The organism is Clostridium cavendishii DSM 21758 (assembly GCF_900141845.1).
Taxonomy (GTDB): domain Bacteria; phylum Bacillota; class Clostridia; order Clostridiales; family Clostridiaceae; genus Clostridium_AG; species Clostridium_AG cavendishii.
This window is the reverse complement of record NZ_FQZB01000006.1, coordinates 255,735-282,366: the sequence shown is the minus strand read 5'-3', so window position 1 is coordinate 282,366 and position 26,632 is coordinate 255,735. Positions and strand designations below refer to the sequence as shown.

Annotated in this window: 21 protein-coding genes and 2 tRNA genes; 17 read left to right on the top strand and 6 right to left on the bottom strand. The window is 27.3% G+C overall.

From position 1 onward, the window contains the following. The first annotated feature begins 152 nt into the window (after window positions 1-152). Window positions 153-1,892 carry a S41 family peptidase gene (locus BUB01_RS06995; protein WP_072985982.1) on the top strand — a complete coding sequence of 580 codons (1,740 nt, stop codon included), beginning with the start codon at window positions 153-155 and terminating at the stop codon, window positions 1,890-1,892. 336 nt (window positions 1,893-2,228) lie between these two features. Here BUB01_RS06995 and BUB01_RS06990 read toward each other — a convergent pair whose 3' ends face one another. Further along, window positions 2,229-2,549 (bottom strand): hypothetical protein, encoded by a 321-nt coding sequence (locus tag BUB01_RS06990; protein ID WP_072985981.1) that lies wholly within the window; start codon window positions 2,547-2,549, stop codon window positions 2,229-2,231. Window positions 2,550-2,731: 182 nt separating this feature from the next. Here BUB01_RS06990 and BUB01_RS06985 point away from each other — a divergent pair, with 182 nt between their 5' ends. The 3 genes from BUB01_RS06985 to BUB01_RS06975 are packed head-to-tail and all read left to right on the top strand — an operon-like array spanning window position 2,732 to window position 9,046. After that, complete coding sequence (locus tag BUB01_RS06985) at window positions 2,732-5,737, top strand: hypothetical protein (protein WP_072985980.1); 3,006 nt, start codon at window positions 2,732-2,734, stop codon at window positions 5,735-5,737. Further along, window positions 5,727-7,535, top strand: a complete 1,809-nt coding sequence (locus BUB01_RS06980; RefSeq protein WP_072985979.1) for a hypothetical protein — start codon at window positions 5,727-5,729, stop codon at window positions 7,533-7,535. The genes BUB01_RS06985 and BUB01_RS06980 overlap by 11 nt, the downstream gene beginning before the upstream one ends. After that, window positions 7,532-9,046 carry a reverse transcriptase family protein gene (locus BUB01_RS06975; protein ID WP_072985978.1) on the top strand — a complete coding sequence of 505 codons (1,515 nt, stop codon included), beginning with the start codon at window positions 7,532-7,534 and terminating at the stop codon, window positions 9,044-9,046. The genes BUB01_RS06980 and BUB01_RS06975 overlap by 4 nt, the downstream gene beginning before the upstream one ends. Before the next feature lie 314 nt (window positions 9,047-9,360). Here BUB01_RS06975 and BUB01_RS06970 read toward each other — a convergent pair whose 3' ends face one another. Beyond that, window positions 9,361-9,900: a hypothetical protein gene (locus tag BUB01_RS06970; protein WP_072985977.1), complete on the bottom strand. Its 540-nt coding sequence runs from the start codon at window positions 9,898-9,900 to the stop codon at window positions 9,361-9,363. Window positions 9,901-10,118: 218 nt separating this feature from the next. On the opposite strand from BUB01_RS06970, the gene BUB01_RS06965 reads away from it, so the two are divergent. Then, window positions 10,119-11,858 (top strand): S41 family peptidase, encoded by a 1,740-nt coding sequence (locus BUB01_RS06965; protein ID WP_072985976.1) that lies wholly within the window; start codon window positions 10,119-10,121, stop codon window positions 11,856-11,858. A 204-nt stretch (window positions 11,859-12,062) separates the two neighbouring features. Here BUB01_RS06965 and BUB01_RS06960 read toward each other — a convergent pair whose 3' ends face one another. Both BUB01_RS06960 and BUB01_RS06955 read right to left on the bottom strand, forming a co-directional pair. Then, window positions 12,063-12,350: a hypothetical protein gene (locus BUB01_RS06960; RefSeq protein WP_072985975.1), complete on the bottom strand. Its 288-nt coding sequence runs from the start codon at window positions 12,348-12,350 to the stop codon at window positions 12,063-12,065. 101 nt (window positions 12,351-12,451) lie between these two features. Next, window positions 12,452-12,895, bottom strand: a complete 444-nt coding sequence (locus tag BUB01_RS06955) for a hypothetical protein (protein WP_072985974.1) — start codon at window positions 12,893-12,895, stop codon at window positions 12,452-12,454. A 387-nt stretch (window positions 12,896-13,282) separates the two neighbouring features. Between BUB01_RS06955 and BUB01_RS06950 the strand changes: the two genes are divergently transcribed. Continuing rightward, the gene (locus tag BUB01_RS06950) at window positions 13,283-13,879 is read left to right on the top strand and encodes a hypothetical protein (protein WP_072985973.1); all 597 of its coding nucleotides are present in this window, start codon (window positions 13,283-13,285) and stop codon (window positions 13,877-13,879) included. A gap of 235 nt (window positions 13,880-14,114) precedes the next feature. Further along, window positions 14,115-15,230: an outer membrane protein assembly factor BamB family protein gene (locus BUB01_RS06945; protein WP_072985972.1), complete on the top strand. Its 1,116-nt coding sequence runs from the start codon at window positions 14,115-14,117 to the stop codon at window positions 15,228-15,230. Window positions 15,231-15,378: 148 nt separating this feature from the next. On the opposite strand, the gene BUB01_RS06940 is transcribed toward BUB01_RS06945, so the two are convergent. Continuing rightward, a tRNA-Met gene (locus BUB01_RS06940) sits at window positions 15,379-15,454 on the bottom strand. A gap of 248 nt (window positions 15,455-15,702) precedes the next feature. Here BUB01_RS06940 and BUB01_RS06935 point away from each other — a divergent pair. From BUB01_RS06935 to BUB01_RS06920, 4 genes are all read left to right on the top strand, one after another. Then, window positions 15,703-16,530, top strand: a complete 828-nt coding sequence (locus tag BUB01_RS06935; protein ID WP_072985971.1) for an ATP-binding cassette domain-containing protein — start codon at window positions 15,703-15,705, stop codon at window positions 16,528-16,530. 16 nt (window positions 16,531-16,546) lie between these two features. Beyond that, window positions 16,547-17,266, top strand: a complete 720-nt coding sequence (locus BUB01_RS06930) for a hypothetical protein (protein WP_072985970.1) — start codon at window positions 16,547-16,549, stop codon at window positions 17,264-17,266. Window positions 17,267-17,337: 71 nt separating this feature from the next. Further along, window positions 17,338-17,820, top strand: a complete 483-nt coding sequence (locus tag BUB01_RS06925) for a hypothetical protein (RefSeq protein ID WP_072985969.1) — start codon at window positions 17,338-17,340, stop codon at window positions 17,818-17,820. A 46-nt stretch (window positions 17,821-17,866) separates the two neighbouring features. Beyond that, window positions 17,867-19,321, top strand: a complete 1,455-nt coding sequence (locus BUB01_RS06920) for an SMI1/KNR4 family protein (protein ID WP_072985968.1) — start codon at window positions 17,867-17,869, stop codon at window positions 19,319-19,321. 58 nt (window positions 19,322-19,379) lie between these two features. On the opposite strand, the gene BUB01_RS06915 is transcribed toward BUB01_RS06920, so the two are convergent. Further along, window positions 19,380-19,455, bottom strand: a tRNA-Met gene (locus tag BUB01_RS06915). 334 nt (window positions 19,456-19,789) lie between these two features. Between BUB01_RS06915 and BUB01_RS06910 the strand changes: the two genes are divergently transcribed. The 6 genes from BUB01_RS06910 (at window position 19,790) to BUB01_RS06885 (ending at window position 26,603) form a co-directional block, all read left to right on the top strand. After that, entirely contained in the window at window positions 19,790-20,032 is a 243-nt protein-coding gene (locus BUB01_RS06910) for a hypothetical protein (RefSeq protein WP_072985967.1), read from the top strand. Window positions 20,033-20,262: 230 nt separating this feature from the next. Continuing rightward, entirely contained in the window at window positions 20,263-20,709 is a 447-nt protein-coding gene (locus tag BUB01_RS06905) for a methyl-accepting chemotaxis protein (RefSeq protein ID WP_072985966.1), read from the top strand. Between the two features lie 261 nt (window positions 20,710-20,970). After that, a complete protein-coding gene (locus BUB01_RS06900; protein ID WP_072985965.1) occupies window positions 20,971-21,837 on the top strand; it encodes a carbohydrate ABC transporter permease in 867 nt (288 codons plus the stop codon). Window positions 21,838-21,853: 16 nt separating this feature from the next. Continuing rightward, window positions 21,854-22,675 (top strand): carbohydrate ABC transporter permease, encoded by an 822-nt coding sequence (locus tag BUB01_RS06895; RefSeq protein ID WP_200802851.1) that lies wholly within the window; start codon window positions 21,854-21,856, stop codon window positions 22,673-22,675. Between the two features lie 15 nt (window positions 22,676-22,690). Beyond that, window positions 22,691-24,907, top strand: a complete 2,217-nt coding sequence (locus BUB01_RS06890) for a glycoside hydrolase family 65 protein (protein WP_072985964.1) — start codon at window positions 22,691-22,693, stop codon at window positions 24,905-24,907. A gap of 124 nt (window positions 24,908-25,031) precedes the next feature. Continuing rightward, the gene (locus BUB01_RS06885; protein ID WP_072985963.1) at window positions 25,032-26,603 is read left to right on the top strand and encodes a response regulator transcription factor; all 1,572 of its coding nucleotides are present in this window, start codon (window positions 25,032-25,034) and stop codon (window positions 26,601-26,603) included. Window positions 26,604-26,632 lie beyond the last annotated feature (29 nt).

Sequence of the window (26,632 nt, the reverse complement as noted above, 5' to 3'; positions counted from 1 at the left end):
TATTAAAATAAACTTATTTTATATTTTAAAAAAATAAATTGCCTTATTAATATCCATAAACATACATAAATGTAATATATATTGTAATTGAGGTTTGTTAGTGTTAACCTTAAAGAAGGAAATATAATTTTTATAATAAGGAGGTAATCTTTATGGATAAAAAAATAAGATTCAATAAAGGACAAAGGATAATAGCATTTATTATAAGTTTAGTATTTCTGTTTCTATCAATACCTAATTTAAATGTTTTAGCGACAGATAAAGAGTTTGATAATGGTTCAAATGTAAAAATTGAAAAAATCACAAATATTCAATCTCACAATTTGTACAAGCTTTGTAAGGTTTGGGGATTTGTGAAATATTATCATCCTAAGATAGCAACTGAAGATATAAATTGGGATTATGAATTATTTAGAATAATGCCAATAGTATTGAATACAAAGGATGATAAAGAATTAAATAAAGTTCTTTATGAGTGGATAAATAAGTTTGGTGATGTAAAGATTTTTGCCCAAAATGAATCTACAGAAGGGGAGATTTACTTAAGTCCAGATACCTCTTGGATAGAGAGTAGAGAATTTTTGGGTGATGATTTAAGTAATCTGTTAGTCAAAATATCTAAATGCGATAGAAATTATGAAAAACATAGATATGTGGAGATTAATCCGAATTTAGGAAATGCTAATTTTAAATCGGAGAACAGTTACTCTAATATGAATTATGCAGATTCAGGATATAGATTATTAGCTCTATTCAGATTCTGGAATATGGTGGATTATTTTTTCCCATATAGAGACATAATGGATGAAGATTGGGATGAGGTTTTGAAAAAATTTATACCTCGAATATTAGAAGGAAATGATGAAAAGAGTTACAAGTTAAGCATGGTTAAGGTTTCTAAATATATTCAAGATTCTCATGTATTTCATGGAGATCAAAAGGGAATGTTGTATAAATATTTTGGTGAATATATATCTCCAATAAAAATTGATTTAATAGAAAATAAAGTGGTTATAACAAATGTAAATAAAGATATAGATAGCAATACAAAAGTAAAAAATGGAGATATAGTACTTAAAATAGATAATAAAGATATATTTCAATTGATGAAAGAGAAGGAGGAATATATAAGTTTTTCAAATAGTAAGAATAATTTTTCAAAATTATCAAGTTACCTATTAAGAAGTAACAAAAAGGAAGTTGAATTCGAAATAGAAAGAAATGGCGAGATTTTCAAAGAAAAACTTCAATATACTGATGATTATAGTAAAACTGAAGTTAAAGAAAAATCTCATAAATTTATAGACAATAATATAGGTTATATTTGTCCTGGTTCATTAAAAATAAATGAAATTCATGATGTTATGAAAAAATTTAAAGATACAAAAGGATTAATAATAGATTTAAGATATTATCCTTTAGATTTTATAGTATATACCTTAGGCGCATATCTTATGCCAAAAGCAGAACCTTTTACCAATATAACTGTAGCTAGTTTGAAAAATCCAGGAGAATTTAGAGCATTACCAGAAAGCCTTACTGTAGGATATAATAATCCTGATTATTATAAAGGAAAAGTTACAATACTACTTAATGGAGAAAGTCAAAGCAGGCCAGAGTTTACAGCTATGGCATTAAGGTGTGCACCCAATTCTGTAATCATAGGTAGTGATTCTGTAGGAGCAGATGGAGATATTATTTGGATGAGATTACCTGGAGGACTTAATATTAGTATGACAGGAATAGGGATATATTATCCTGATGGCAGACAAACTCAAAAGATAGGAATAAAACCTGATATTAGAGTTACACCTACAATAAATGGAATAAAAGAAGGTAGGGATGAACTTTTAGAAAAGGCCATTGAAGTAATAAGTCAGTCAAAAAAATAACTATTTTAATAGTGAAATATAAATTAAGAAATGCCTTTCTATTAATATGTAGAGGGGCATTTTCACTTATTTATTGATGAATTTGGAGGTTGTTAATATTAAATATTAGAACTTGTTTAACTTAAAAAATATAAAGAATTTATAGAAGTTTTTATTTGCTTATTAATATAATATAAGGGTTAGTCTAAATTAAAATATTATTGAAGGAATTTACATATTTATAAAGAATAGTACATTATGTAGCGATAATATATATAATACAATCAGGAGGTAGAATATATTTAAGTTGGGATTTTATATAAGAAATAAATTAAGAGGTACTTTAAAGAGTACCTCTTATGCCAAGAATACATCTGCATTACCTATTATCACAATTCTGTAGTTTGCTTTTATAGGTAATAAGTTTTGTTTTTCTGAATTAGGTAATAATTTCATATATTGTATTATTTCTTGATGGTCGTTAAAAAGTATTATATGAGCATTTTGATCTTTTGAAACGTTTTGAACAGTATAAATTTTATCCTGTATAAGATTTAAGTTTGAGGTATTATAAATACCTTCTTTAATCGTGTTTGTAGCAGGTTGAGCTAAAGGAGCTACGTTATAAATATTAAATGATAAGCATAAACAAGTAAGGAAAATAACTAACTTTTTCATTATATCACGACCTTTCAATTTTATGATATGTGAAAAGTGTTATTTTATACATGGGTTATCTAATAAGAAATGAAATTATGAGTGTTCTTGAATTATATATAAACTATATAGAATATATATAATAATTAAAATAAATCGGTGCATTTATATCAGCACTAGATATTAAAGGGTGGGTTGTGAATATGCCAAATTCAACAGGAAAAAACTTTTTTAAATTTATTTCTTCATTAATAAAATTTCGAAAAGAAGCAGAAATAGATGTAACTTCAGATGAACATAAAGAGTATTCATATAAAATGCCTAAGTCTATAAAAAGAATATGGAAAAAAGAGTATAGACCATTTAGAAAAAAACTTTTGTGGGGTGTTGATAAGAATAATAATCCTAGCGTAATTATTTTTTATGGATTGCATGCATTTAAAGATATGAATAGTAAAGGAATAGCGAAGAATAACTTACTTGAAGAAGAGATTAGATATGTAAGCTATGCTATATTTAGAGGAAAAAATGGACATTTTACTTCCTTTCAAGCTGTAAAAATACTATGGGATGAAGATGCGGATTTGAATTCAGATGAATCATATAACAATGGTGCAGAGATGTATCTTAAAAAGGGTTTAAAGTTTTGTTATTATTATTGGAAAAGAGATGAAGCTTATAAGGTTAAGGAATTTGTTAATTTACCTGAGGAAAAGCAAATTGTTTTGCCTTATTATGAAAAGCTATCTTATTATGAAATTGTACAAAGGGTTAAAGAAAAGAATATAAATTTTTCTGATTTTAGATTAGTAGGTAATCCTGATGATATTTTAAAACTTGCTGGAGAGTTAGAAACTTATTCACAATTTATAATAAATATTTTAAGTAATACAAGCCTCTATCTTAGAAAGAAATCTTTAAAAGCGCTTTTGGATATGAATCCATCAAAGGAGGTATATAATAAGATTTTAGAGATAGGAAGTTCTGAAGTCATAGCAGGGTTGTTTCTCGAATTTGCAAAAAGAAGAGATGATTCCTTAATGGAAGAGGCTAGAAATTTTGCTGTGTATGATTCAGAAAGTTATGCACAGGGAGTGAAACGATGTGTAGATATATATATAACTTCTGTGGATGATAATTTAAGAACTGAAAGAATAAAATGGATACATGATAATATGTCAAAAATGGATTTTCATCTTATGAAAGTAAATGGTACTGAAGTGCCAGATGGGAAGATACTTAATGGAGCGACATATAGAAAGTATGCTTCTAGTGGGATATTACAAGATTATTATTACAACTATGATTATGAAAAGAGGAAGTATATTTGGTCGGATGCTCCTCAAAGATATAAAAAAAGTCAATATAATGATGGTGTAAAAGTGAAGCTTATAGAGTTTAAAGATACCATACAAGAGGCAGATATTTATGGACTAGCTGATGTAATGGGTAAAATAGCTTATTTTCTAGATGCTCCAAGGCTTAACTATTATTTTAAAGGCAGTGAAAAAGGGAAAGCTTTAAGATACTTTAAGAGATATGTAAGAAGAGCAATTGATGATTATAGCATAAATGATCCTCAAAAGTTTATGGAAGCAATGAAGTTACTTTTATGTAGTTATAATAATTATGATTATCTTTGTAAGTTTCCAAAGAATTTTCAATTTAACGAGTTTATAAAACATTATTTATATGATGATTTTAAGGAAAAGGCACCTACAGGTTGGAATAATTGGTCAGAAAGATATGAATTTATTCATAATGATCAATTAATGAAACTTAAAGGAAGATATGAGTTTAAGAAAGAAATATGGGATGATAATTTAGAAGTGGTAGCTGAGATTGCTACAATTTCAAAGTTAGATGTAATAGTTAAAGCTTGCTATTATATTTTAAAGGATTCTCCTAAAGCGCCAGAATTCATAGAAAATATGGGGTATAAAAATTTAATAGAGTTAAGTTTAGTTTATTATAAGCCTCTTGCAAATATGTTTAATAAAATTTTAAAAGATAAATTAAATAAAGTTGAAAGTTTTGATTCAAGTTTGATGATTGCTTTAATTGGAGCATCAAATGAAGAACTTAACAAGGTTGCAATGGAGTATTTTAAAAATACAAATGGAGCTTTTTCAGCAAAGGATACAGCGGATTTATTATTTTTAGATAATCTTGATAATTGGCTAGAGATATTTGAAAGTAGTATAAATTATTTAGAAGGAGCTACTTATTTGGAATTTGTGGATTACGTTATAAGTAGTATAGATAAGTATAGAAAAGCTAAAGTAGAGATTTCAAAAGGGGCTATGGATATACTCTTAAGTTCAAGTTATAAAGTAAAGGAATTAGGAAAAGAACAACAAATAAAAGTATTATCAAACTTAGTAGATATATTAGCAAATGGGGTGAAAATGACAAAGTGGATAAGCTCATTTATAGAAGCTATTATATTTGCAGTAGATTATGATATGTTAAAGCAAAATATTGAAGAAATAAGTATTACTTTTTTTAATAAAACTATCCCATCAAGAAGTAAGGAAGTACTTTCTCTTTTAAATGCTATAAAGAATAACAAAATACCTACTGATGCAGAGATAATAAGTATTTTGGAAAGAGGTACAGCATCAACTATTAATATTTTATTTAACATTATAAATAGGAATATTAATACATTAAAAGATAGGGAGAAGACTCTACTAATAATGTTTGAATCAGAAGTAGCTTACCTTAATGATGTAGCTTATAAGGTATTCGACAGAATAGAAGGGGAAGATAAGAAGAAGCTACATCTGCTAATTATTGATTCTCCAGTTAAAAGAGCTTATTCTTTTGGACTTAGAAAGTTAGAAGAAATATATGGAGAAGTTATACCAGAGGAATTTATAGTTCAAATGCTTGAAAGTAACTCTACAGAAGTTAAAGAATATATATCAGACAAGGTCAACAAGGTTTTAAAGAATTTAGGAGATAAGAATCAAAAACTTTTTATATATTATGTAAAGACAATGTTACTATTGCCTAACAAAGTTTCAAAAGGTAAGGATAATATATATAATATACTTCCTAAATTTGTTATAAGCCATAGAGAAAATTCAGGCGAGATTAAAGCTATGCTTATGGATATTGGAGGCTCGAATATTATAAAGGATTCTGAAAAAGCATTAGTTACCTTAGCTAAGATTAGAAAGGAGGAAGCTTTAATTGAAGGTTAATTATAAATATGCAAGTCCATCAATGTGTGTACCAAAAGAGAATGGAATGGTTTTGGGCTTTAGTTCAGATCTATCTAGAGAAGAGCAAGTATCTTTTGTAGGTAAACTAAAGAATCCTCTAATTTTTAGAGATGCAATGCTTATGCTTAGGGAAATAGTAGTTTCAGATTCAAGACAGCAGAAAAAAGAACGGGTTGAATTTTTTGCATGGCTTGATCAAGAAATTGAAAGAAGGGTTCTTTTGCATCAAGAGTATTTACCAGAAGTAAGAAAAAATTTGGAGCAGAGCATTAATGAAATTATGCAAGAAATAGAAGAAAAGGATAGTGAAATTCGAAAGCTTATAGATGTAAAAAGTAAGCTTAAAAAAGAGATTGATGAGCATGATGTTTGGAGGAATTATTACAAGTTAGAAAGAGATTTTTGGAAATTTATAAGAGATAGGGATACTTCACTTTGGTTTGTACTAGACCCAGTCATAACAGTGCATAAAGACCAGGTTTCCTTTGAAGCTTTTTCATTAGATGAATCTACTTATGGATGTTTGTCTATTGATATGGATGAGTTTGATCTGGTCGGTGAGCCAAAGCTTGGAACAACCAATATAGATTTTTCAGCTAAATTAGCTAAAGAAATGGAAAGGTTTCGTACTTATACAAATGTTGAGCTTGCTATAAATCCAGGAGGTTTTACAGTAGATACAGGGGTAATGCCAGAGTATGTAGAGAAAAAAATAGAATTACCTGAGACTTGGATAAAAGGCTTTAATCAGGTTTCATCAGCTTCAAGTTTAGAAGGAATAGATATTGAAATATCACCTACAGATATGTATGATATATGCTCATTCTTGAGAAGAAATAAGGAAAAATCAAGCCCTAGATATATGAAGTGGATATTAGAACCAGGGAAGCAAGTTAGGATTCTTTTTGAACCCTTTGGCAAAGAAATCATCCTTGGAGCTGTATATAATGGTAAGAAGAAAAGAGAAGAAAAGATTTGGGGAAGAAGACGATGGCTTGTTATTGAGAAAATAATACCTATTGCGAAGGTTTTTACTATTAGATTATTAGGATTTGGTATGCCTCAATTTATTATAGGGGATTTAGGAAGTATGCAAATGACCATTGGTTTTTCTTCATGGTCTGCAAATGACTGGGTAAAAGGAACAGCTTTTAATATATTAGCTGGCTTTGTTGGTAATGGAAGCTATGGTGAAGTTTATAAGCTAATGAAAACTGAGAGAGCATTAACAATAGAATCTATAAATGAGAAATTACAGTCTAATTCAAAGGTAAATAATAAAGCTGGTATAGGTATGTTATTTAAGCGTGGAGAAGGATATTTTGATGCAGCTAATAATCTTGTTAGATTTAGAAAGTTATGCAATATTCCTATTAATGAGGAATTATATGAAACAACATCTATGGAGTTAGAAGTTGATGAGAAGTTAAAGCAAGGAATGAGAAACTTAGTCATAAGTGTTACAGAAAATAAAGAATTTATAATTAAGCAATCTTTTAATATTCCAAATAGCAAGTATCAAAATTGGCGTTATCAGGGGACGCCTGAATATAATAAAAGATATGAGCTTTCCAATACAGAAATAATTATTGATTTAGATGGTCAGATAAATAGTTTAAAGTGTAAATGTAGTGAGTTTAATAGAGGACCTAGAAATATATCAGCACCATGTTCACATATATTAGCGTTATATTTAACAGCTTCAAAAATCCTGAAATTAGAGTTAGAACCAAATAAAGATTATAGAATTGAGGATATTATGGAGATGTTGTTATGATGGATAGTAGTAGTGCTAAGAGAGAAAATTATAGAGACATGGTAGGGAAATTAGGTAAAAAGGAATTTACACTTTTAAAAATGCAGGAATATGGTTTTTGGCCCAAGGATTTACCAACACCTTATGAAATACAGAAAAATGAATCGCCAGAATCTTATGCTAAAAGAAAAAAGCTTTTAAAGGAATATGAAAAAATAATAGATAATATAGCAAAGGTTTATGAAGAAAAAGATACTATTAATGATAAGCTTAAAGAGCTAAAGAAAAAATATGATGAAACTTGGGATTATGAAAAAATTCGTTTAGATGTTGCACAGCAAATTTTTAAGGAATCTATTGAAAGAAGAGAAAATAGAAAGAGGTTAAAAGAAGAAGAAAGAATTAAAAGAAGTAATATATGGAAACAAAAAAAGAGTGAAAATATTGTATTTATAGGTAAGGGATATTCTAATCTTCTTAAAGATAAAGAAAGCAATAAGGATAAATTATTAAAGAATGGATTGCCTATAATAGAAGATGATAAAGCGTTGGCAGAGTTTTTAAGGCTTGATTATAGTCAATTAAGATTTTTAGCATATCACAGGGATGTAACTACTTGTGATAATTATTATAGATACATTGTTCCAAAAAGAAATGGTAAACTTCGTAATATTGCAGCTCCAAAGAGTGTATTAAAATTTTCTCAAAAGAGAATTTTAGAAGATATTTTAGGTAAATTAGAAGTATCCAAAAATGCTCATGGATTTCTAAAAGAGAAATCCGTTATTACTGGAGCTTTAGCTCATGGTACAGGAATAGATTTATTGATAAATATGGATCTTGAGGATTTTTTCCAAACTATAACCTTTGAGAGGGTTAGAGGAATGTTTAAGAGTTTTGGTTATTCAGGTTATATTTCATCATTATTAGCAATTCTTTGTACTTATTGTGAGCGTATGGAGATAGAAGTAAAAGGTGAAAAGAAATATGTTGCTACTTCAAGAAGGGTACTGCCGCAAGGATCTCCTGCAAGCCCTATGATAACTAATATTCTTTGTTTGAGATTAGATAAGAGGCTAGAGGGTTTAGCTTCTAAATATGGATTTTTATATACTAGATATGCTGATGATATGAGTTTTAGTTTAGAGGATAAGAGTAAATTATTATTATTTAAGGAAGAAAAAGTAGATAAAGAGAGTGAAAATAAAGAAATTAATAAGTTTTTAGGCTTAGCCTCAAAAATAATAATTGAAGAAGGCTTTAAAATAAATAAATCAAAAACAAAGTTTTTACGGAAAAATAATAGACAATATATAACTGGTATTGTTATAAATAATAAGGAAATTGGTGTACCTAAAAAATGGGTTAGAAACTTAAGAGCTACTATTCATAATGCAAGTAAACTTAAGATTAATGGAGACATACCAGATGAATTGGTAAATGAAATATCAGGTAAGGTAGCGTGGTTAAGATCAGTTAATGGCGAAAGGTATAAAGCTATTATTGAAAAAGCTATGGAGGTAATAAAATAAAGAAATTTGTATAAATTTTTGTATTGGAAATTATTGAAATAGAGTATTGGATTATATATAATATATATATAATAGAATATTAGTAGTAAACTTCCTGGCCTTTATGCTTCGATGTTTCGTCGAGGTCGAGATTTATATGCCATACATCACCAGGTTACGCGCAATTCGCTACGCTACCACTACTGTGCGACTTTAAAATCTATCCTACGGTTTGTCGACAGTAGTGGTGCTACGCTGAAGTGTCATAACCAGATATAAGATTGTTAGCAGGAAGTTTATTATTTATTCAAAAAAGCACTAATCTTTTCTGAAGATTAGTGCTTTTTTAGCTTAGTTTTTATAACTAGTTTTGAAATAAATGCTACTAATATAAGAAATACTAATATTATTGTGCTAATGAAAATGTTAAAATCCATATTAACATTTTTCCACCATTTACTATATTTTATAGATATGTAGCCGCTATTTGGAAACCATTCTTTTACGTCAAAAATGACAGTCTCATGATTTGGAGCATTATCCGTAAAATTACCATAAACAATAAATGTAGTATCAAGAGGAACACCATTTTTAGAAAAAGATAAATCATTATAAGGCGTGTTGCCAGTTAAGTAAATCCTATTATTAGTAGGTGAAAGATTTTGAGTTTTTACATAAGCTTGTATTTTATCATTACCTTCAATAACACTTAGACCACCAATAGCTTGATTATGTTGTAATTTTAGCTTAGTTTGATCTGGATTAGTATTATGTATTTGCTGAAACTTATATGGAAGAAATGGTACCAAGATTATTAAAAATAATAGAAGAAATAATGATTTCAAAAGTAGGTCTATTATTCTAAAAGATTTCATATAACCCCCAAATATGTAAATATATACTTCTCTCAAGTTAAATTATACAATATATTTTATGATAATTCTAGAGAGAGTTTGATATTTAATTATAAAAAAAGAGGTTTTTAAGAGAACATTCTGACATTTAGATAAAAAACTATAGAATAAAAATACTTATATGGTAAAATAGTGATTAAGATATAATCCAAATATTTATAGATTAAGGGGGAATTCTAATGAATAGGAAATTAATTAAAAACTCTAAATCTCATAATAAACAAAAGATTATAGCATTCATTATGACAATGGTATTGTTATTTACATGTATACCAACTATTAATGTTTTTGCGGATGATAAAAATTATGACAATGGATCTAATATCAAAATTGAAAAGGTTACCAAGCAGCAAGAAAATGATTTGTACAAGCTTTGCAAGGTATGGGGATTTGTAAAGTATTATCATCCGAAAATAGCAACAGGGGATGTGGATTGGGATGATGAATTATTTAGAATAATGCCAAAAGCTTTAACTTCAAAGAATGATAAAGAATTTAATGATATTATTTATGAATGGATAAATAAATTAGGTGATGTAAAAATATCAGAAGGACAAACTCCATTAGATGGAAAAATTGTATTAAAACCAGATATAAAATGGATAGAAAATAAAGAATTATTAGGTGATAAATTAAGTGATTTGTTAGTTAAGGTATCTAAAAGCGAAAGAAATTATAAAACACACAAATATATTGATGGCAATATAGAAAAAGGTCTGTTTCAAGGCGAAAAAAATTATCCTAATATGAAATATACAGATGATGGATATAAGTTAATGTCTTTATTTAGATGTTGGAATATAGTAGAGTATTTTTTTGCTTATAGAGATATAATGGATAGAAATTGGGATGATGTTCTTAAGGAATATATACCTAAATTTATAAAATGTAATAATGAAGAAAGTTATAAATTAAATGTTCTAGAACTAATGCACAATATTAATGATACACATGTAATGTTTAATGACGATAATAATTTTTTATATAATTATTTTGGTAAATATATGCTTCCATTAAAGCTTGATTTTATTGAAAATAAAGTAGTTGTAACAGAAGTGGTAAAATGTATAGATAGTAACCCAGTAGTAAAACAAGGGGATATAATAACAAAAATAGATAATAAGGATATAAGTGCATTAATAAAAGAAAAAGAAAAATATTTATCTTATTCAAGAACAAAAGATAATTTTTCTGTAGTATCAGAATATATATTAAGATCACCTAAAAATAAAGTGCAGATAGAATTTAAAAGAGGGAATGAAACTTTAAAAGATAAGCTTAATTGCACTGAAGACTTTAGGGCTGTAAAGGCTCCTAAAGATAAATTTTACAAATTGAACAATGACAGTATAGCTTATATTTGTCCATTTTCATTAGAAGAGAATGAAGTTGATAAAATGATGCAAGATGTTAAAAATACAAAAGGGTTAATAATAGACTTAAGATATTATCCAGCATTTCCTGTGTTTATGCTTTATGAATATCTTTTACCGAAATTTGATTTTCCTTGTAATATGATTTCTCCTAATTTTAAGAATCCAGGAGAATTTATTGAGTATAAGACTCCTCCTATGAATGGAAAAGAAAATCCTAATTATTATAAAGGCAAGGTTACAATCTTAGTGAATAAAGGTTGTGAAAGTAAAGGAGAATTCACAGCTATGACATTAAGAACTGCACCAAATTCAGTAATAATAGGCAGTAACTCAGGTGGAGTAACTGGACAATTTGTATATATACCACTTCCTGGCGTTTCTATTTCAATGTCACTTATGGGGGCTTGTAAAGCTGATGGAACACAGACTCAAAGGGTTGGAGTAAAGCCTGATATTGGAGTTAATCCTACAATAAAGGGTATAAAAGAAGGCAGAGATGAAGTTTTAGAAAAGGCTATTCAAGTTATAAACGAGTCAAAATAGGAACTTAAATTAAATATAATATTTTAAAGTTATAGAATATTTTTTTATTAATAAAAAAGAGTTAAAAAATATTATATAATTTATTTTTACTAGAAAATTTATAATAACAAAAGGACTTATTTTGTAAAGGAGAATCTTACCTATTATTATTGATAAGAGGTATCCTTACAAAATAAGCCCTTTTAGGATATTAATAATAAGTATTTAAAATTGAATTGTAGGAGGTTCTCCCCACATTGGTAATAAAAATATAGTAATTACACCTACTATCTCTATGATATTTATTATAAGCAATACTATTTTGAAATCTGATTCACAATTAGAGGAAGGAAGAAGTAACCATATATTTAAGATAAGGCATACTATAGAAATAGCAGATTGAGTTCCAAAATTTGAATAATCCAACCATTTACCAGTATTAGGGTTGCCCATTGAACCAAGAACTATAAATATAGCAATATGAATAACATACAAAATTGGAATAATTACCATTATAATATTACTCTTGTTTTCAGTTCTAAGTATAATTTATCACATCTTTATTTTTCTTTTGGCCATCATAACATCTAAATTTACAATAATCATAATCTCTCCTAAATAGCTAAATTACTATCTTCATAATACTTTTGTCCATCGACTAGTATTTCTTTAATTAATGCAGAGAGAAGATATATAATAATAGTTCCGCAAAGAATAATAAACGGTAATATATTCTTATATCTAATACAAGCATAAATATATAGGATAAATTCGATAGCAGAAGCAATTTTTACAATTTGAATTTGTTTAATAGTGCTATTTTCAAAACCTTTCATTGTTAATAGTAGTATGCTTATTCTGTAAAAACTAATTAAAATAGCATATAGAGGAACTATAGTAATCCAAATAAAAATGATTATATCCATAGTTATTTGAGTGTTAAATATTTTACTATACATTCCACTTAAAACTGGTAGCAACAACGTAACTATTCCACTAGCTACCATAGAAATAATTGATAAAATACATAAAAAATATTTAAAACCAGTTTTTTTCAATATATTGACCCCTTTTAAAAATTTATCTTTATTCATTATAAAATTTACTTTAAAAGTAAAATAGTGTAAAGTGTTTAATATAATATAAAGTTATTAATTACTTTATAAAAAAATAAAATATTATATGTAATGATAAATTCTAAATCTTAAAAATGACATCTTAAGAATTTTGTAGAAAGATATTTTAATTTTTGGTACTAACATCATTTACTAATTGAGGTAATATAGATAATAGGTATTAATTTATTAAAAAAGGGATATTATTTTATAATTGTATAACAATAAATGATGTTATATTAAATTTTATAATTTAGAAAAAAATTATTGTATTAAGCTTACATTAGCATAAAATACAATTTTTAAATTAGAAAGGATGATTAAGTAGAGATGACTTCATTTTTTAAAGATAAATATGAAAGATTTTGGAGTTGGTTTTATGAGAATGAAGATAGGTTATTCAATTTTGAGAAGCATCAGGAGGAATTATTTGATGAATTGTCTTATGAATTGGAAGAGATAGATCCTAATTTAACTTTTGAAATTAGTTGTATTAAAGAGAATGGTAAGAGAGAGTTAGTAATAAGTGCTGGAGGAATAAAATCGGCTTTTGATGAGGTAGAAAACTTGGTTGATGTAGCTCCAAAGCTTAGAAGCTGGGAATTTATAAAATATCGTCCTAGAAGGGATACTTTAAGTGAGCTAGATTTTCAAGGGAAAAAAGTAAAACCTGAAGATGTTTATTATGCTATTTTTTATGAGGATAATCCGAGTAAAGTAGGTATAATATTATTTTTTAAGGAATATAAAGAGGAAGAATTAGATCTTTGGGGACAAATAACATATTTATTTTTAGATGAAGCTTTAGGTGAGTATGATGTAGAAACTAAAGTTGGTGGAATAATGGCTACGTCAATTAACTCAAAGTATTTTAAACATGCACATCCAATTAATGAATTACAAAAAGCTTTTGATAGCTGTTTTTAGTTTAAATTTGAAAAATATAAAAATTCCTCTATTTTAAACAATAGGGGAGTTTTTTTATAAAGGATTAAAATTAAAAAAAAATATATTTTATTTTTAATTTTAAGTTTTTGATAAGTTACAAAAAAGAAACGAATAAATTACAAAATGTTTACAGAATAGATAAAATATTGAATAGAGTTTCCTTTTATTATATTATTTTATTATCTAGAAAAAATATATAAATTGGAGGAAGATAATGAAAAATTTATTAGGAAAAATGTCTATTTTGGTTTTATCATTTGTAGCTATTTTATTCTTGCAAGGATGTTCAAAAGATTCAAGTAAAGATATACTGTGGAGTTTTAAAACAGATGCAGCTATTATGTCATCACCAGTTATTTTAGATAATAATATTATATTTGGGAATAATGCTAAGACAGTCTATTCTGTTGATTTAAAAACACATGAAGAAAAGTGGAAGTTTAAAACTGACAATATAATAAATTCAGATATTGTTATTAGTGAGAAAAATGTTATAGTTTCAACACCTAATACTTGCTATTTGTTAGATGCATCAACTGGAAAAGAAATTTGGCATTATACAAGTAAGCTTGATGTTAAAGAGCGTATAGATACTTATGATTATCATTCACCCGCTGCTGTTAATTACAAGGATTTAATTATATTTACTAGTAAGGCAGGAACTATTTATGGTATTAATAAGACAGATGGGAAGCTAGTGTGGGAATACAAAGAAAGCAATTGTTCAGAAATAACAACAACACCATCGCTTCAAGGAGATGTGTTATGTTTTGGAGATTCTAAAGGAAATTGCTTTGCTATGGATTTAAATACACAAAAAACCATATTGAATAAAAGTATGGGTTCAAAGATGGTTCATGCATCATTTATTTACAAGGATTATGTTTATTTTTCAGGAAGAGATGCAAAGATGGTTGCATATAGTCTAAAGGACGGTAGTGAAAAATGGAGTTTTTCAGATGAAGAAGGCTCTTGGTTAACCGCAGATATGATAGTTAAAGATGATATAATTTATGTTGGAGGCTCTGATAATCATAAAGTTTATTCATTTAAATATGATAGTGGTGATAAGGTTTCTAAGTTTATAGGAACTGTAAGTATATTTTCAAAGCCAGTTATAAAGGATAACATTTTATATTTTGCAGATGGAGATGTTTATAGTTCCTCATCGGGTCATATATTTGGATATGATATAAATAATGATAAAAAGAAAGTATTTGAATTTGAAGTGAAAAAACCAATATATACTACACCTATAATTGTTGATGATACTATTTATTTTGGAAGTACAGATGGAAGTCTTTATGCAATAAAAGCTACAACTAAATAAGATTAGATTAATATATTTTTAGTGTCTTCCTACTGATTTTTTAGGAAGGCACTTTTATAGTTTAGAATTTCTTATTAAATATATAATAAGTCGTTAAAGTAATCTGTAAAAGTAATAAAAACACCTATACATATGTATAGGTGTTTTATGGTTGCGGGAGCAGGACTTGAACCTACGACCTTCGGGTTATGAGCCCGACGAGCTACCAACTGCTCCATCCCGCGATATTATATTAATTTTGTCTAGGGGTTAACTATAACGTAATAAAGGTAGGAAGTCAAGAAATATATTTTTACTACATAATATTAATTTCAAAATTAGTTTAACAATAGATACAAAAGCGGTTAAATAGTTTTGTTCGGTTTTAGTAAATGTTGTATAATTATGGTGTATTAAAGAGTGATTATATAGTGAAAGTATAGGATAAAAAAGAAAGATTAAAATATTATAGCAGTAAATTAAGGGGGAAAGTATGACGAATTCTATTATTAGGGTGGAAAACTTAAGTAAGAAGTTTGGAAGCAAAGTAATTTTAAATAATGTTAATGTTGAATTCAAACAAGGAGAAAGTGTAGCTATTTTAGGTAATAATGGAATGGGGAAAAGCACTTTTCTTCGTATGCTATGTGGACTTACAACTATAAGTGGTGGAAAAATAATTGCAGATAGATATATAAAATTTAATTACATACCTGAAAATTATTCCAAGCTTGATTTAACAATAGAAGAGTATATGAGATCTATGGGAGAAATAGATAAAGTAAGTAAAGAGGAATATGATACAAAGGTTAAAGATCTTTATGCAAAGTTTTATTTAGAAACAATGAAGGATATTCCTATGAAGCATTTATCTAAGGGAACATTACAAAAAGTAGATGTGCTTCAAGCATTAATTACAAAACCTGATGTATTATTGCTGGACGAGCCTTTATCTGGGCAAGATATCAATTCACAAAAAAACTTCATTCGTATTGTTAAAGATTTAATAGAACAAGGTGTTACAGTTATTATGTCATGTCATGAAATGTTTTTAGTAGAACAATTAGCTACTAGAATACTTAGAATTGAAAATCAAACAATAGTTGAAGACAAAAATATTAAATTAGAAGCTTGTAAATATAATTTGATGATATTTGACAAAAAGCAAAGTATCAATATTAACCTTCAATCAGAGCTTAAGGATATTGGAAAGTGTTATGAAGAAGATGATGCTTTAAAATTAGAAGTAAAAGAAGGTAAAAGTAATGAAATACTTTTAAAGATGCTAAAAGACGGGTACACACTTAAATATTTTAAATAGTTGAAGGAGGGGTATTTTGATAGCTTTATTAAAATATAATTATAAGCTTAATAAAAAATGTAATAAATTAATGGTTCCAATCGCAACTTTTCTTTTAATTCATGTAATTTTTTATAGTACAGATTCAGTATATTTTGTAGCAGGGATAGGTTTAAGTGCTAATTTAGTATTTTGTACAATGGCTTGGATAGGATTTGTTTACTGTGAGATGCAAGATACTATTACAGAACAAGTAGTATTTCTTAAAGTAAAAAACAACAATATATATTGGTTTTCAAAAATTTTATTTATGTGGATTATAGGAATTATATTATCTTTAGTAGGTACTATTTGGCCAATAATTATTAATATATCAAAGGGTGGAACTGAATTTCAAAATGGTATTATAGCAAGTGATGTTATTTTAGGTTTCATAATTCAAACATTAGTAGCGCTTATGGGAGTATTATTAGCTATGATAATACAAACAAAAGTTATTGGGAATAGAAATAAAGCAATACTTATTTTGTCTTTTCTTTCATTTATAGCAGTTATTAAAGGGCCATTAATAAAAGAATATTCTATTTTTAAAGTAATTACTTGGATGCTACCTCCTGCATATAACATAATAAATTCTAATATAGGTCTTAAATATTTTTCATTAAATGCACTTATTATTCCTATAATTTATAGTGTAGTCTATATATTGATAGAAATTTATATATATATAAAGTTGATGAAAAAAATATTATTTTAAACAAATGTCTTCCTTGATGGAAAGGTTAAAAAATTATATTTAAGTAGCTAAGTTAAGAAAGGTGATATTTTATGAGTATATTAGAAAGTATTGATTATGATGAATTTGGATTCTTTTGCTTAAGTACAAGAAGTAGAGCAGAATTATCTTGTACTCCAGTTAAAATAGGAATTATATTGTATTTTATAGAAGCAATAAAATATTATGGTAATAGTAGTTTTAAAGCTTCAGATATAAAAAGTATTTTTAAAATTTTAAAGCTAGAAACACCTAGCGGAAATAGTATTATTAATCCATCTGAAAATAAGATAAAAGAAATGCTTGATAAATATATTTTAGATTCTAAAAAGGACAAGGTATTTCATATTAAAGTAGATCTTACTAAAAAAGAAGATGAGTATATTATAAATAGTATTGAAGATTCAATTTATGGTGAAATATTATTTTATGAGCAAGAGATAAAAAGAGCTTATAAAGAAAATGAAATAGAAGAATATGTTGAATATGCTTCCAAAAAGGAAATGGTTTGTACAAAAAATACTAAAACTAGGTAGAAATCATATAAATATATAATTAGTACTTATATTTGGGGTGGAGAGTTTGGTAAAGAGATTTGGTAAGTTTTTTAGAAGAGGGGACATAGATAAGGTTAAGTATGATACAACTTGGGATATGGCTCAAAGGATTAAAAATAAAATAATTAAGGCTTCAAAAAATCCATATAATATAGATATTTTTGGAGCTGAGGCGCATAAATTCAAACTAAAAGAAGTAGCTTCATTAGAAGAAGTTGAAAGGTTTGAAAAAAATAATAACATTATATTACCAAAAGATTATAGAAACTTTATACTTAAGGTTGGTAATGGTGGGGTAGGACCTTATTATGGTATAAAGAAATTGGATGTTTCTAAGATTGATAAAAATCTTTCTAAAGAATGTATTTTAAGACCTGATATGACAACTGAGGAATGGAAAGAAATAACTAATATTATTTATGGTGAAGATGTATCAGATGAAGATTATGATGAATTTTCAGATGAATGTTATGATAAAGTTTATGGAGGACTTCTTTATTTAGGAACTCAAGGTTGTACTTATAATATGATGTTAGTTTTAAATGGGCCATATAAGGGTAAAGTAATATATACAGATGATGATGGAAATAAACCGTTTTTTACCTATGAAAGTAATTTTATAGACTGGTATGAAAGATGGTTAGATGAAATAATAAATGGCTATGAAATTTTTTGGTTTGGAACGAACATGGGTGGCAATGAGAAAGAATTAATAGGTATTTATAATAGTACTAAAGATAAAAGTACAAGAGTATCAGCTATTTATGGCATGGGAAAGTTAAGAGAAATAACTGATGAGACTGTAACATTTTTAGAAAATATATATTTAAATGAAGATAATGCTGAAGCAAAGTCTGCACTTCAAATGTTAGCAAAGCATAAAAAGGGGAAGGCTAAGAAATATATAATAAGAGATTTAGAAGGAGATTATGGTGATGTATTAATAGCTTTAAAATTAATCAACTGGTATTATAAAGAAGATAGTTCGAGCTTTATAGAGGCAGTAGAAAATTGCTTCTTAAAACAAGATATTATAGATAAAGAACTTTTGAAGTATATGAATTATGTTTTAAGTAGAGTAGAAAAGGATTATTCAGAAGAATATAAAAAATTGGTATATAGTGATAATGATGAGCTTAGTGGCTTGGCTATTTATTTCCTAGGAAAAGCAAAAGACAGATATAAATACTTAGAAGAATTTAAATTTGTTTTAAAATCTGAAAATATAAAATTAGTAAATAGTTCTTTGCAAGGATTAAAAGGTATAAAAGATGAAAGTTTAATTCCATATTATAAACATATATTAGATAAATATGAAGAAAATATAGATTCAGTATTAACAAATGTTATAAAAAGATTAGGTGAGCAAGGCGGTTCTGTTATATACATTTTAGAAGATTTAAAAAAACACAAAATCAAAGAGGTAAAAGCCGAGGCTTATAGAACATTAAATATATTAGAAGAGACATATATCAAGTAAATATGTTATATAATAAATAATTAAAATAAACACCTATACATAATGTATAGGTGTTTTATGGTTGCGGGGATAGGACTTGAACCTACGACCTTCGGGTTATGAGCCCGACGAGCTACCAACTGCTCCACCCCGCGTCGATATACTATTTCTCTCTAGGGCTAACTATAACTCTATAAAGATAAAAAGTCAAGAGTTTTTTATTTTAAATAGAAAAATTATAGTTTTTTAGCCTTATATTATATTGTATTAATTAAACATTGAACTTATGAATATTTAATTAATACAATATAATTAAAAATATGTTTTAAATTTAATTGGTAAGTTGATAGTAAAGGTGAATAAATTATGGTATTATATTAAATGTTTGAAAAAAACTTAAAAATAGTATAAAAAGGTTTAGATTGTAAAAAAGATAACGAAAATACTACTATAATAAAGAATCATATCAATTTCTAAGGAGCGCTTATAGTGAGAAACACAATAAAAAGAGGGGTATTAGTATCAATAATTGGTTGCTTTGGATTAATAACTTCTATCTCTATTATATTAGAAGTAATACCAGCAGAAAAATCACGTATAGCATTAATAGTATTAGTTTTTTTATCAATTCTATTGTTTATTTGGTTTGCGTTTAGTATAATAAGAAAAATAAAGCAGCAATATATGATATTAAAAGATGAATATTCAGATGAAAATTTAATAGATAGGTAGTAAAAATTAATATAATGTCCTAATTAATATAAATTTCCTTATGCAAATGAGGTTATAGAAGCTTTAACGATGAATAATATGCCTTGAAAACAAGAAATTTTTATAGGCTTATTTTTTAAAGAATTAAAAATAATTATAATGGAGACTCTAATAGTAAATATATTAAGAAAAGGTACGAAAATATAAGTACATATTTAAAAGTAAAAAAGCATAAGGAGAATTAGATTGATATGGAAGAACAAGTAATACAAGCGGTTAAAAATGTATTAAACAATTTGCAAGAAATAGGTTTAGGAGCTCAAGATCTAAGTGCAAAAATTTTAGATATTTCAAAGGCTGCAGAAGACTCACAAATGAAGCTTTCTGAAATAGATTCAATAATAGGTGATATAAAAAATATATCAGCACAATCAAATATGCTTGGACTTAATGCATCTATTGAAGCTGCTAGAGTTGGGGATGCTGGAAAAGGCTTTTCAGTAGTTGCAAGTGAAATTAGAAAATTATCTAGAAATAGTGAAATACTTGCGGAGAGAATTCCATCAGTTTTAGCGGATATAAAAAATGAAATTAGTAGTATAAATTATAAAACAGCTGAAGTAAATGAATTTACTAAAACACAGATAGCAAATATAGAAAAGATAGCTAAGGATTTAGAAAAGATAAATTCAAAATAAATGTAAATATGAATAAAAACATACTTTACATAATGAAAAATATGCCTTCCTACGAAGTTCGTAGGAAGGCATATTTTTTTGAAGTACAGATTTTACAAGAAAAGAAAAAATATTATAAGAAATTTATTATATGTTTTATATAAAAAAGTACATTGGTTAAATAAGCAAAATTAATACAACAACAGGTATGGATTTTACATTCAAACAAAAAATTAAAAGGTTTACAATAAGTTTGAAGATAATTATAAGAGGAGTGGTTTTATGAAGAACAACAAGAAATGGATAGCAGCATTCTTACTTCCTGCAACACTTATATTCATATTTGTATACGCCTTTTCAATAGGAGTACTAGCAGTAACTTCTTTCACAGATTGGAGTATAGGATCTAAGCTTAACTTTGTAGGCCTTAAGAATTATATAGAACTATTTAAAAATGAGGATTTTATTAAGAGTCTTATAAATACAGTAATATGGATTCTATTACAATCAACAGTTCATGTGGCTATAGGGGTTATATTTGCCCTAATACTAGCAAGAAAGAAATGGTACTTTAAATTTGCAAGAACAGCCTTTATGATACCTAATATAATATCTAGTGCAGCGTTAGGTTTACTTTTTTTATGTATATTTAACCCACAATTTGGAGCTGTAAATAGTCTTATAAAAGCTTTAGGGTTTACGGATTTCTCTCAAAATTGGTTTATGGATCCTAAGACATCTTTTTTTACAGTAACTATAACTTGGCTACCTTTTGCAGCAGTTGTTGCAATACTTGTATTAGCTGAAATGGCAGCCATACCAGAAGATATTTATGAGGCAGCTAGAGTAGATGGTGCGACAGAATTTGAGATAATTAAAATGATAACTCTACCATTACTTAAAAATATTATAGGAACAGCAACTATACTTTCAGCAACAAGTATGCTTCAGAAGCTAGATATAATAATGATGACTACTTCAGGCGGGCCTGGAAATAAAACATTAAATATGCCTATGTTTATTTATCAAACAGCTCTTAAAGAGAATAATTTTGGTCTTGCAAATACTGGTGGTGTATACCTTATAATATTAGGTTTAATCGCAGTAGGAATAATAAGCAAGATATACAAAACAGACGAAGCAGTCTAATAAGGTGGTGGATATAATGAAACATTTAAAGAAAACACTTATAGGGATATTTTTAGTTACAATTATAGCGATGTCTATAGGACCTTTTATATGGGTATTAATATCTTCATTTAAAGGAAATGCAGATATTTTATCTTCAACTAGTGGATTTAAAAATGGTTTAAAGTTGTCTAACTATATAACAGCTTTTAAGATAGCTCCACTTGGCAGATTCTATATTAATAGTATCGTAGTAGCAATAGGAAGCACTATTTTAAACCTTGTTACTGTTAGTATGGCAGCATATGTTATAGCAAGACATAATTTCAAAGGAAAGAAATTTTTCAAGATTATGTTCTCTCTAGCATTATTAATACCAAGTGCAGCACTTTTACAACCTCTTTATTTAACAGTAAATAAGACAGGACTATATGATACATTAACTGGATTAATTATTGTATATGCAGGATTTGGATTACCAACTACATTATTTATAATGATGAGTTATTTCCGTACAATACCAAAGGAATTAGAAGAATCAGCATATTTAGATGGAGCAGGTTTCTTTAAAACTTTTTCAAGTGTTATTTTACCAGTAGCTAAACCAGCATTTGCTACAGCAGGAGTATTACAATTTTTATTAGCATGGAATGAATTCCAATTTGCATTGACATTAACTACAGGTAATGAAAATAGAACACTTCCATTAGCACTATATTACTTTAAGAGCGCTTTTGCTAGTGATTATGGTGCAATGTTTGCAGCAGTAGTATTGGTAACCATACCAAGTATATTAGTATATATTACGCTACAAGAACAAGTTGTATCAGGTTTATCAGCTGGAGCAGTAAAGGGTTAAAGTGGGAGGTAGATTATGAATAGTAATTGGATTATAAATGAAAAGAGCTTTAATATAGACAAAAACAAATATTATGAAGGAGCTTTTTGTCAAGGAAATGGATACCTTAATCTTAGAGCAAGTTTTGAAGAGGGCTTAAGTAAAGCCACACAAGATGAGCTATACGAAAGAAGTTTTAAAAGCGTAACTACAGAGATACAAAAAAATCCAATATCTAAATGGGGGACTTATATACCTACTATAATGGGAAATCATCCAGCGCTTAATGAAGTTATAATAAATCTACCATATTTTATGGAGTTTTCTTTTAGAATGGATGGAGAAAAGCTTGATATGGATTTATCTAATATAAGTGAATACGAAAGAATACTTGATTTACAAGATGGGGTACTTACAAGAGAATTTATTTGGACTAATAAAGCTGATAGTTGTAAGTTGAAATTCAGATATAATAGATTTCCTAGTATGGAGCAAAAACATCTATTTGTTCAAAAGATAGAGGTTGAGGTATTAGAGGGAACTTCTAATTTAGAGATTTTATCTGGAATAGATGGTAAGGTAACTACTAATGGATATAATCACTTTGTAGATATGAATACCAAAATAATATCAGATATGATTTCTTTAAGGTGTAAGACAGATGTGGAAAATTATGTTATGGAACTTTGCAAATTAAGTAGTGATAATGTGAATTTTTCTATAGTAAAAGGTGAAAAAGATATTAGATATAAAGGAATAAAACAAATAAAAAAAGGTGAGAGATATAGTTTTGAAAAACGTTCAATAATAGTAACAAGTAGAGATTTAGAAGAAGGTGATTTAGAAAAAAGGGCTTTAATTTTAATAGATGCAGCAGATATTTCTTATGAATCTTTATATAGGGAAAATAAAGAGATTTGGAATAAAAAATGGAATGAAAGTGATGTCAAGATAGAAGGAAATATAAAAGATCAATTAGCTATAAGATTTTCAATATATCATCTTTTAAGAAGTAATAACGAAGAGGATCCTAGGATGGCAATATGTGCAAAGGGCTTTGCAGGAGAAGCATATTATGGAAGATACTTTTGGGATACAGAAATATTCTTGCTTCCATTTTATATATATACAAATCCTAAGGCTGCAAAAAATCTGCTTATGTATAGATATAATACCTTACAAGGAGCAAAAGAAAATGCTAAAAAATATAATAGCCCAGGGGCTAGGTATCCATGGCAATCAGCTATAAGAGGAGATGAGCAATGCTCTTTATGGGAATATGCAGATAATGAAATTCATATAACTGCTGATATAGCTTATGGAATATGGCATTACTTCAAAGCAACGAATGATTATGAATTTTTAATAAACTACGGAACGGAAATACTTTTTGAAACGGCAAGATTCTGGTGTAGTAGAGTTGATAAAAATAAATTTGGGGGATATGATTTGTTAAATGTCATGGGACCAGATGAATATTCAGCTATGACAAGAAATAATTCTTTTACTAATAGAATGGTAAAATTAAATCTAGAAAAAGCTATTGAAGCTTTAGAAATAGTAAAGGAAAAGGATAAATTGGCTTATGAAAAGCTTAATTGTAAGTTAAATATATCAAAAGATGAAATAGAGGTTATGAATATTATAGCTAGTAAACTGAAAGTTATAGTGGATAAAGAAGAAAATTATATAGTACAAAGTGAAGATTTTGAAGATTATGCGGAGATAGATATAGATGGTTTATGGAAGGATAAGAATAAGCCATTTGGATTTTTTGTAACACAAGAAAAATTATATCGTTCTAAATGTTTAAAGCAAGCAGATGCATTGGCTTTAGCTATGTTATTCAAAAGGGAATTTACAGAGGAACAAATTCTAAATACTTATAGAAAATATGAGCCGATAACAACGCACGATTCTTCATTATCACCAGTAAACCATGCAATAGTAGCGGCTTGGATAGAGGATAAGGAACATTTAGATAAATTTACTGAATATGCCTTAAATCTTGATTTTAATTCAGATCTTAAAGGGGCAGAAGAAGGAATTCATATTGCAAATTGTGGTTGCTTATGGCAACTTATAATGAATGGAATAGCTGGGATAGATACAGCTATAAATGAAGGAACTGTAAAAAGTTCAAGGGTTAAATTACCAAAGGATTGGACAAAAGTAGAATTTAAATTAAGATGGCAAGAAAAAACTTATAAAGTTGAAGCTTTAAAAGATAATGTATTTATAAAAGAAGCATAATACTCCATAAAACTATTTATATAGATATAAAAAAGTGGACTCCTATAGTATAATATTTGCTATAGGAGGTTTTGCTATCAAACGATTCTAAATTCAGATAGTTTTATGCAAAGGAGGAATGTAAATGTTTAAAGTGCTAGTAGTAGATGATGAAAGACATATAAGAAATGGAATAATATCAGTTATTGATTGGGAGTTAATAGGGTGTAGGATTGTAAAAGATTGTGCTAATGGAGTAGAGGCTGTAGACTATTTAGAAAATAATGAGGTAGATATAGTAATATCAGACATAAAAATGCCAGGTATGAATGGAATAGAATTAGCGGAGTATATTAATTTAAACAAAGATAAAACAAAGGTTATACTTCTTACAGCTTATTCTGATTTTACGAATGCTCATTTAGCTATTAAGCACAATGTCTCAGAATATGTGGTTAAAACTGATTTTATAGAGGAACTGCCAAGAGCTATAGAAAAAGTAAAAAAGCTTCTTATAGAGGAGATAAGAAAGGAAAGTAATATAGAAGCGTTAAAAAGCATAGTTAATGAGAATGAAGAAAATCTTAGATATAAATTTTTAGCGGATTTAGCTAAAGATATTATTCATGATGCAAAAGAAATAGAAGAAAAATTAGTAGAGTATAACCTTAATAATAAGAGCTATTATGCAATAGCATATGAATTTACTAGTTTAACTAGTTTTTTTTATAAGGATAATGAAAAGGAATACAAAGAAATTAGGGGAATACAAAACTTTATTAATATGGTTTTTAAGGATTATGAATATGAAAACATAATTTTTAAAAAGAATTTAGGTTTAATAGTTTTATATTATAATGATGAGTTCACTAGGCAAAATTATATAGAAAATCTATGTAAAGAAGTAAATAACATGGTGGAACAATTCACTAATTACAGTATAAAATTTGCATTAAGTAAAAAATATGTTCAAATTAATAAACTTTCAGAAGCCTATAAAGAAGCTTTAGAGTTCCTTTCTAAAGTTTATGAAAATAAAATTTATAAGGGAAGTAAGAAAGCTTCTTTTGCGGTTAAAGATATTAATGATATTGAATATATAAAAGATATTATTATATCTGGGGATTTAGAAAAAATAAAGAAGGAACTAAGTAGTATCTTTGATAGTTTTAATAAAGCCAATTTATCTTTAGAGCAGGCTAAAACAAAAATTATAGTGCAGTTCTCTTCTTACCTAAGTACTTTCCAAAATAATAATATTGCAAATAAAGATTTAAAAGAGCAAGAAACTATAATGTACAAAAAAGTAAATGAAAGTAAATCAATGCAAACTTTATTTGAGACAAGCTATTTTATAGTTGAGTATATTTTAGATATAGTAAAAAATAGTGAAAGTAATAAAAGCTTATTAGTAAGAGAAGCAAATAAATATATAAGAGAAAATTATAATAATAATATAAATCTAAATATAATAGCTAATCATCTTCATGTTAACAGTAGCTATTTAAGTAGACTTTATAAAAAGGAAACTGGTGACACTTTAATAGATGCATTAAATAGATATAGGATTGAAATAGCTAAGAAACTTCTAAAACGTCCTTCAGTAAAAATATTTGAAGTAGGGAGCCAGGTTGGTATAGATGACCCAGCCTATTTTACGCATGTATTTACAAAATATTGTGGTTGTAGTCCAAAGGAATATAAGTTAAAGCAATAGTATTTTAAAATTCAGAATAAGTTTGGATG

What these genes read in the sequence shown, in the direction of transcription:
- BUB01_RS06890 (WP_072985964.1), top strand. Translation starts at nt 22,691, where the DNA reads ATGAATAGTAATTGGATTATAAATGAAAAGAGCTTTAATATAGACAAA.
- BUB01_RS06970 (WP_072985977.1), bottom strand. Translation starts at nt 9,900, where the DNA reads ATGAAATCTTTTAGAATAATAGACCTACTTTTGAAATCATTATTTCTT.
- BUB01_RS06905 (WP_072985966.1), top strand. Translation starts at nt 20,263, where the DNA reads ATGGAAGAACAAGTAATACAAGCGGTTAAAAATGTATTAAACAATTTG.
- BUB01_RS06895 (WP_200802851.1), top strand. Translation starts at nt 21,854, where the DNA reads ATGAAACATTTAAAGAAAACACTTATAGGGATATTTTTAGTTACAATT.
- BUB01_RS06985 (WP_072985980.1), top strand. Translation starts at nt 2,732, where the DNA reads ATGCCAAATTCAACAGGAAAAAACTTTTTTAAATTTATTTCTTCATTA.
- BUB01_RS06945 (WP_072985972.1), top strand. Translation starts at nt 14,115, where the DNA reads ATGAAAAATTTATTAGGAAAAATGTCTATTTTGGTTTTATCATTTGTA.
- BUB01_RS06995 (WP_072985982.1), top strand. Translation starts at nt 153, where the DNA reads ATGGATAAAAAAATAAGATTCAATAAAGGACAAAGGATAATAGCATTT.
- BUB01_RS06965 (WP_072985976.1), top strand. Translation starts at nt 10,119, where the DNA reads ATGAATAGGAAATTAATTAAAAACTCTAAATCTCATAATAAACAAAAG.
- BUB01_RS06900 (WP_072985965.1), top strand. Translation starts at nt 20,971, where the DNA reads ATGAAGAACAACAAGAAATGGATAGCAGCATTCTTACTTCCTGCAACA.
- BUB01_RS06960 (WP_072985975.1), bottom strand. Translation starts at nt 12,350, where the DNA reads ATGGTAATTATTCCAATTTTGTATGTTATTCATATTGCTATATTTATA.
- BUB01_RS06925 (WP_072985969.1), top strand. Translation starts at nt 17,338, where the DNA reads ATGAGTATATTAGAAAGTATTGATTATGATGAATTTGGATTCTTTTGC.
- BUB01_RS06950 (WP_072985973.1), top strand. Translation starts at nt 13,283, where the DNA reads ATGACTTCATTTTTTAAAGATAAATATGAAAGATTTTGGAGTTGGTTT.
- BUB01_RS06935 (WP_072985971.1), top strand. Translation starts at nt 15,703, where the DNA reads ATGACGAATTCTATTATTAGGGTGGAAAACTTAAGTAAGAAGTTTGGA.
- BUB01_RS06975 (WP_072985978.1), top strand. Translation starts at nt 7,532, where the DNA reads ATGATGGATAGTAGTAGTGCTAAGAGAGAAAATTATAGAGACATGGTA.
- BUB01_RS06990 (WP_072985981.1), bottom strand. Translation starts at nt 2,549, where the DNA reads ATGAAAAAGTTAGTTATTTTCCTTACTTGTTTATGCTTATCATTTAAT.
- BUB01_RS06885 (WP_072985963.1), top strand. Translation starts at nt 25,032, where the DNA reads ATGTTTAAAGTGCTAGTAGTAGATGATGAAAGACATATAAGAAATGGA.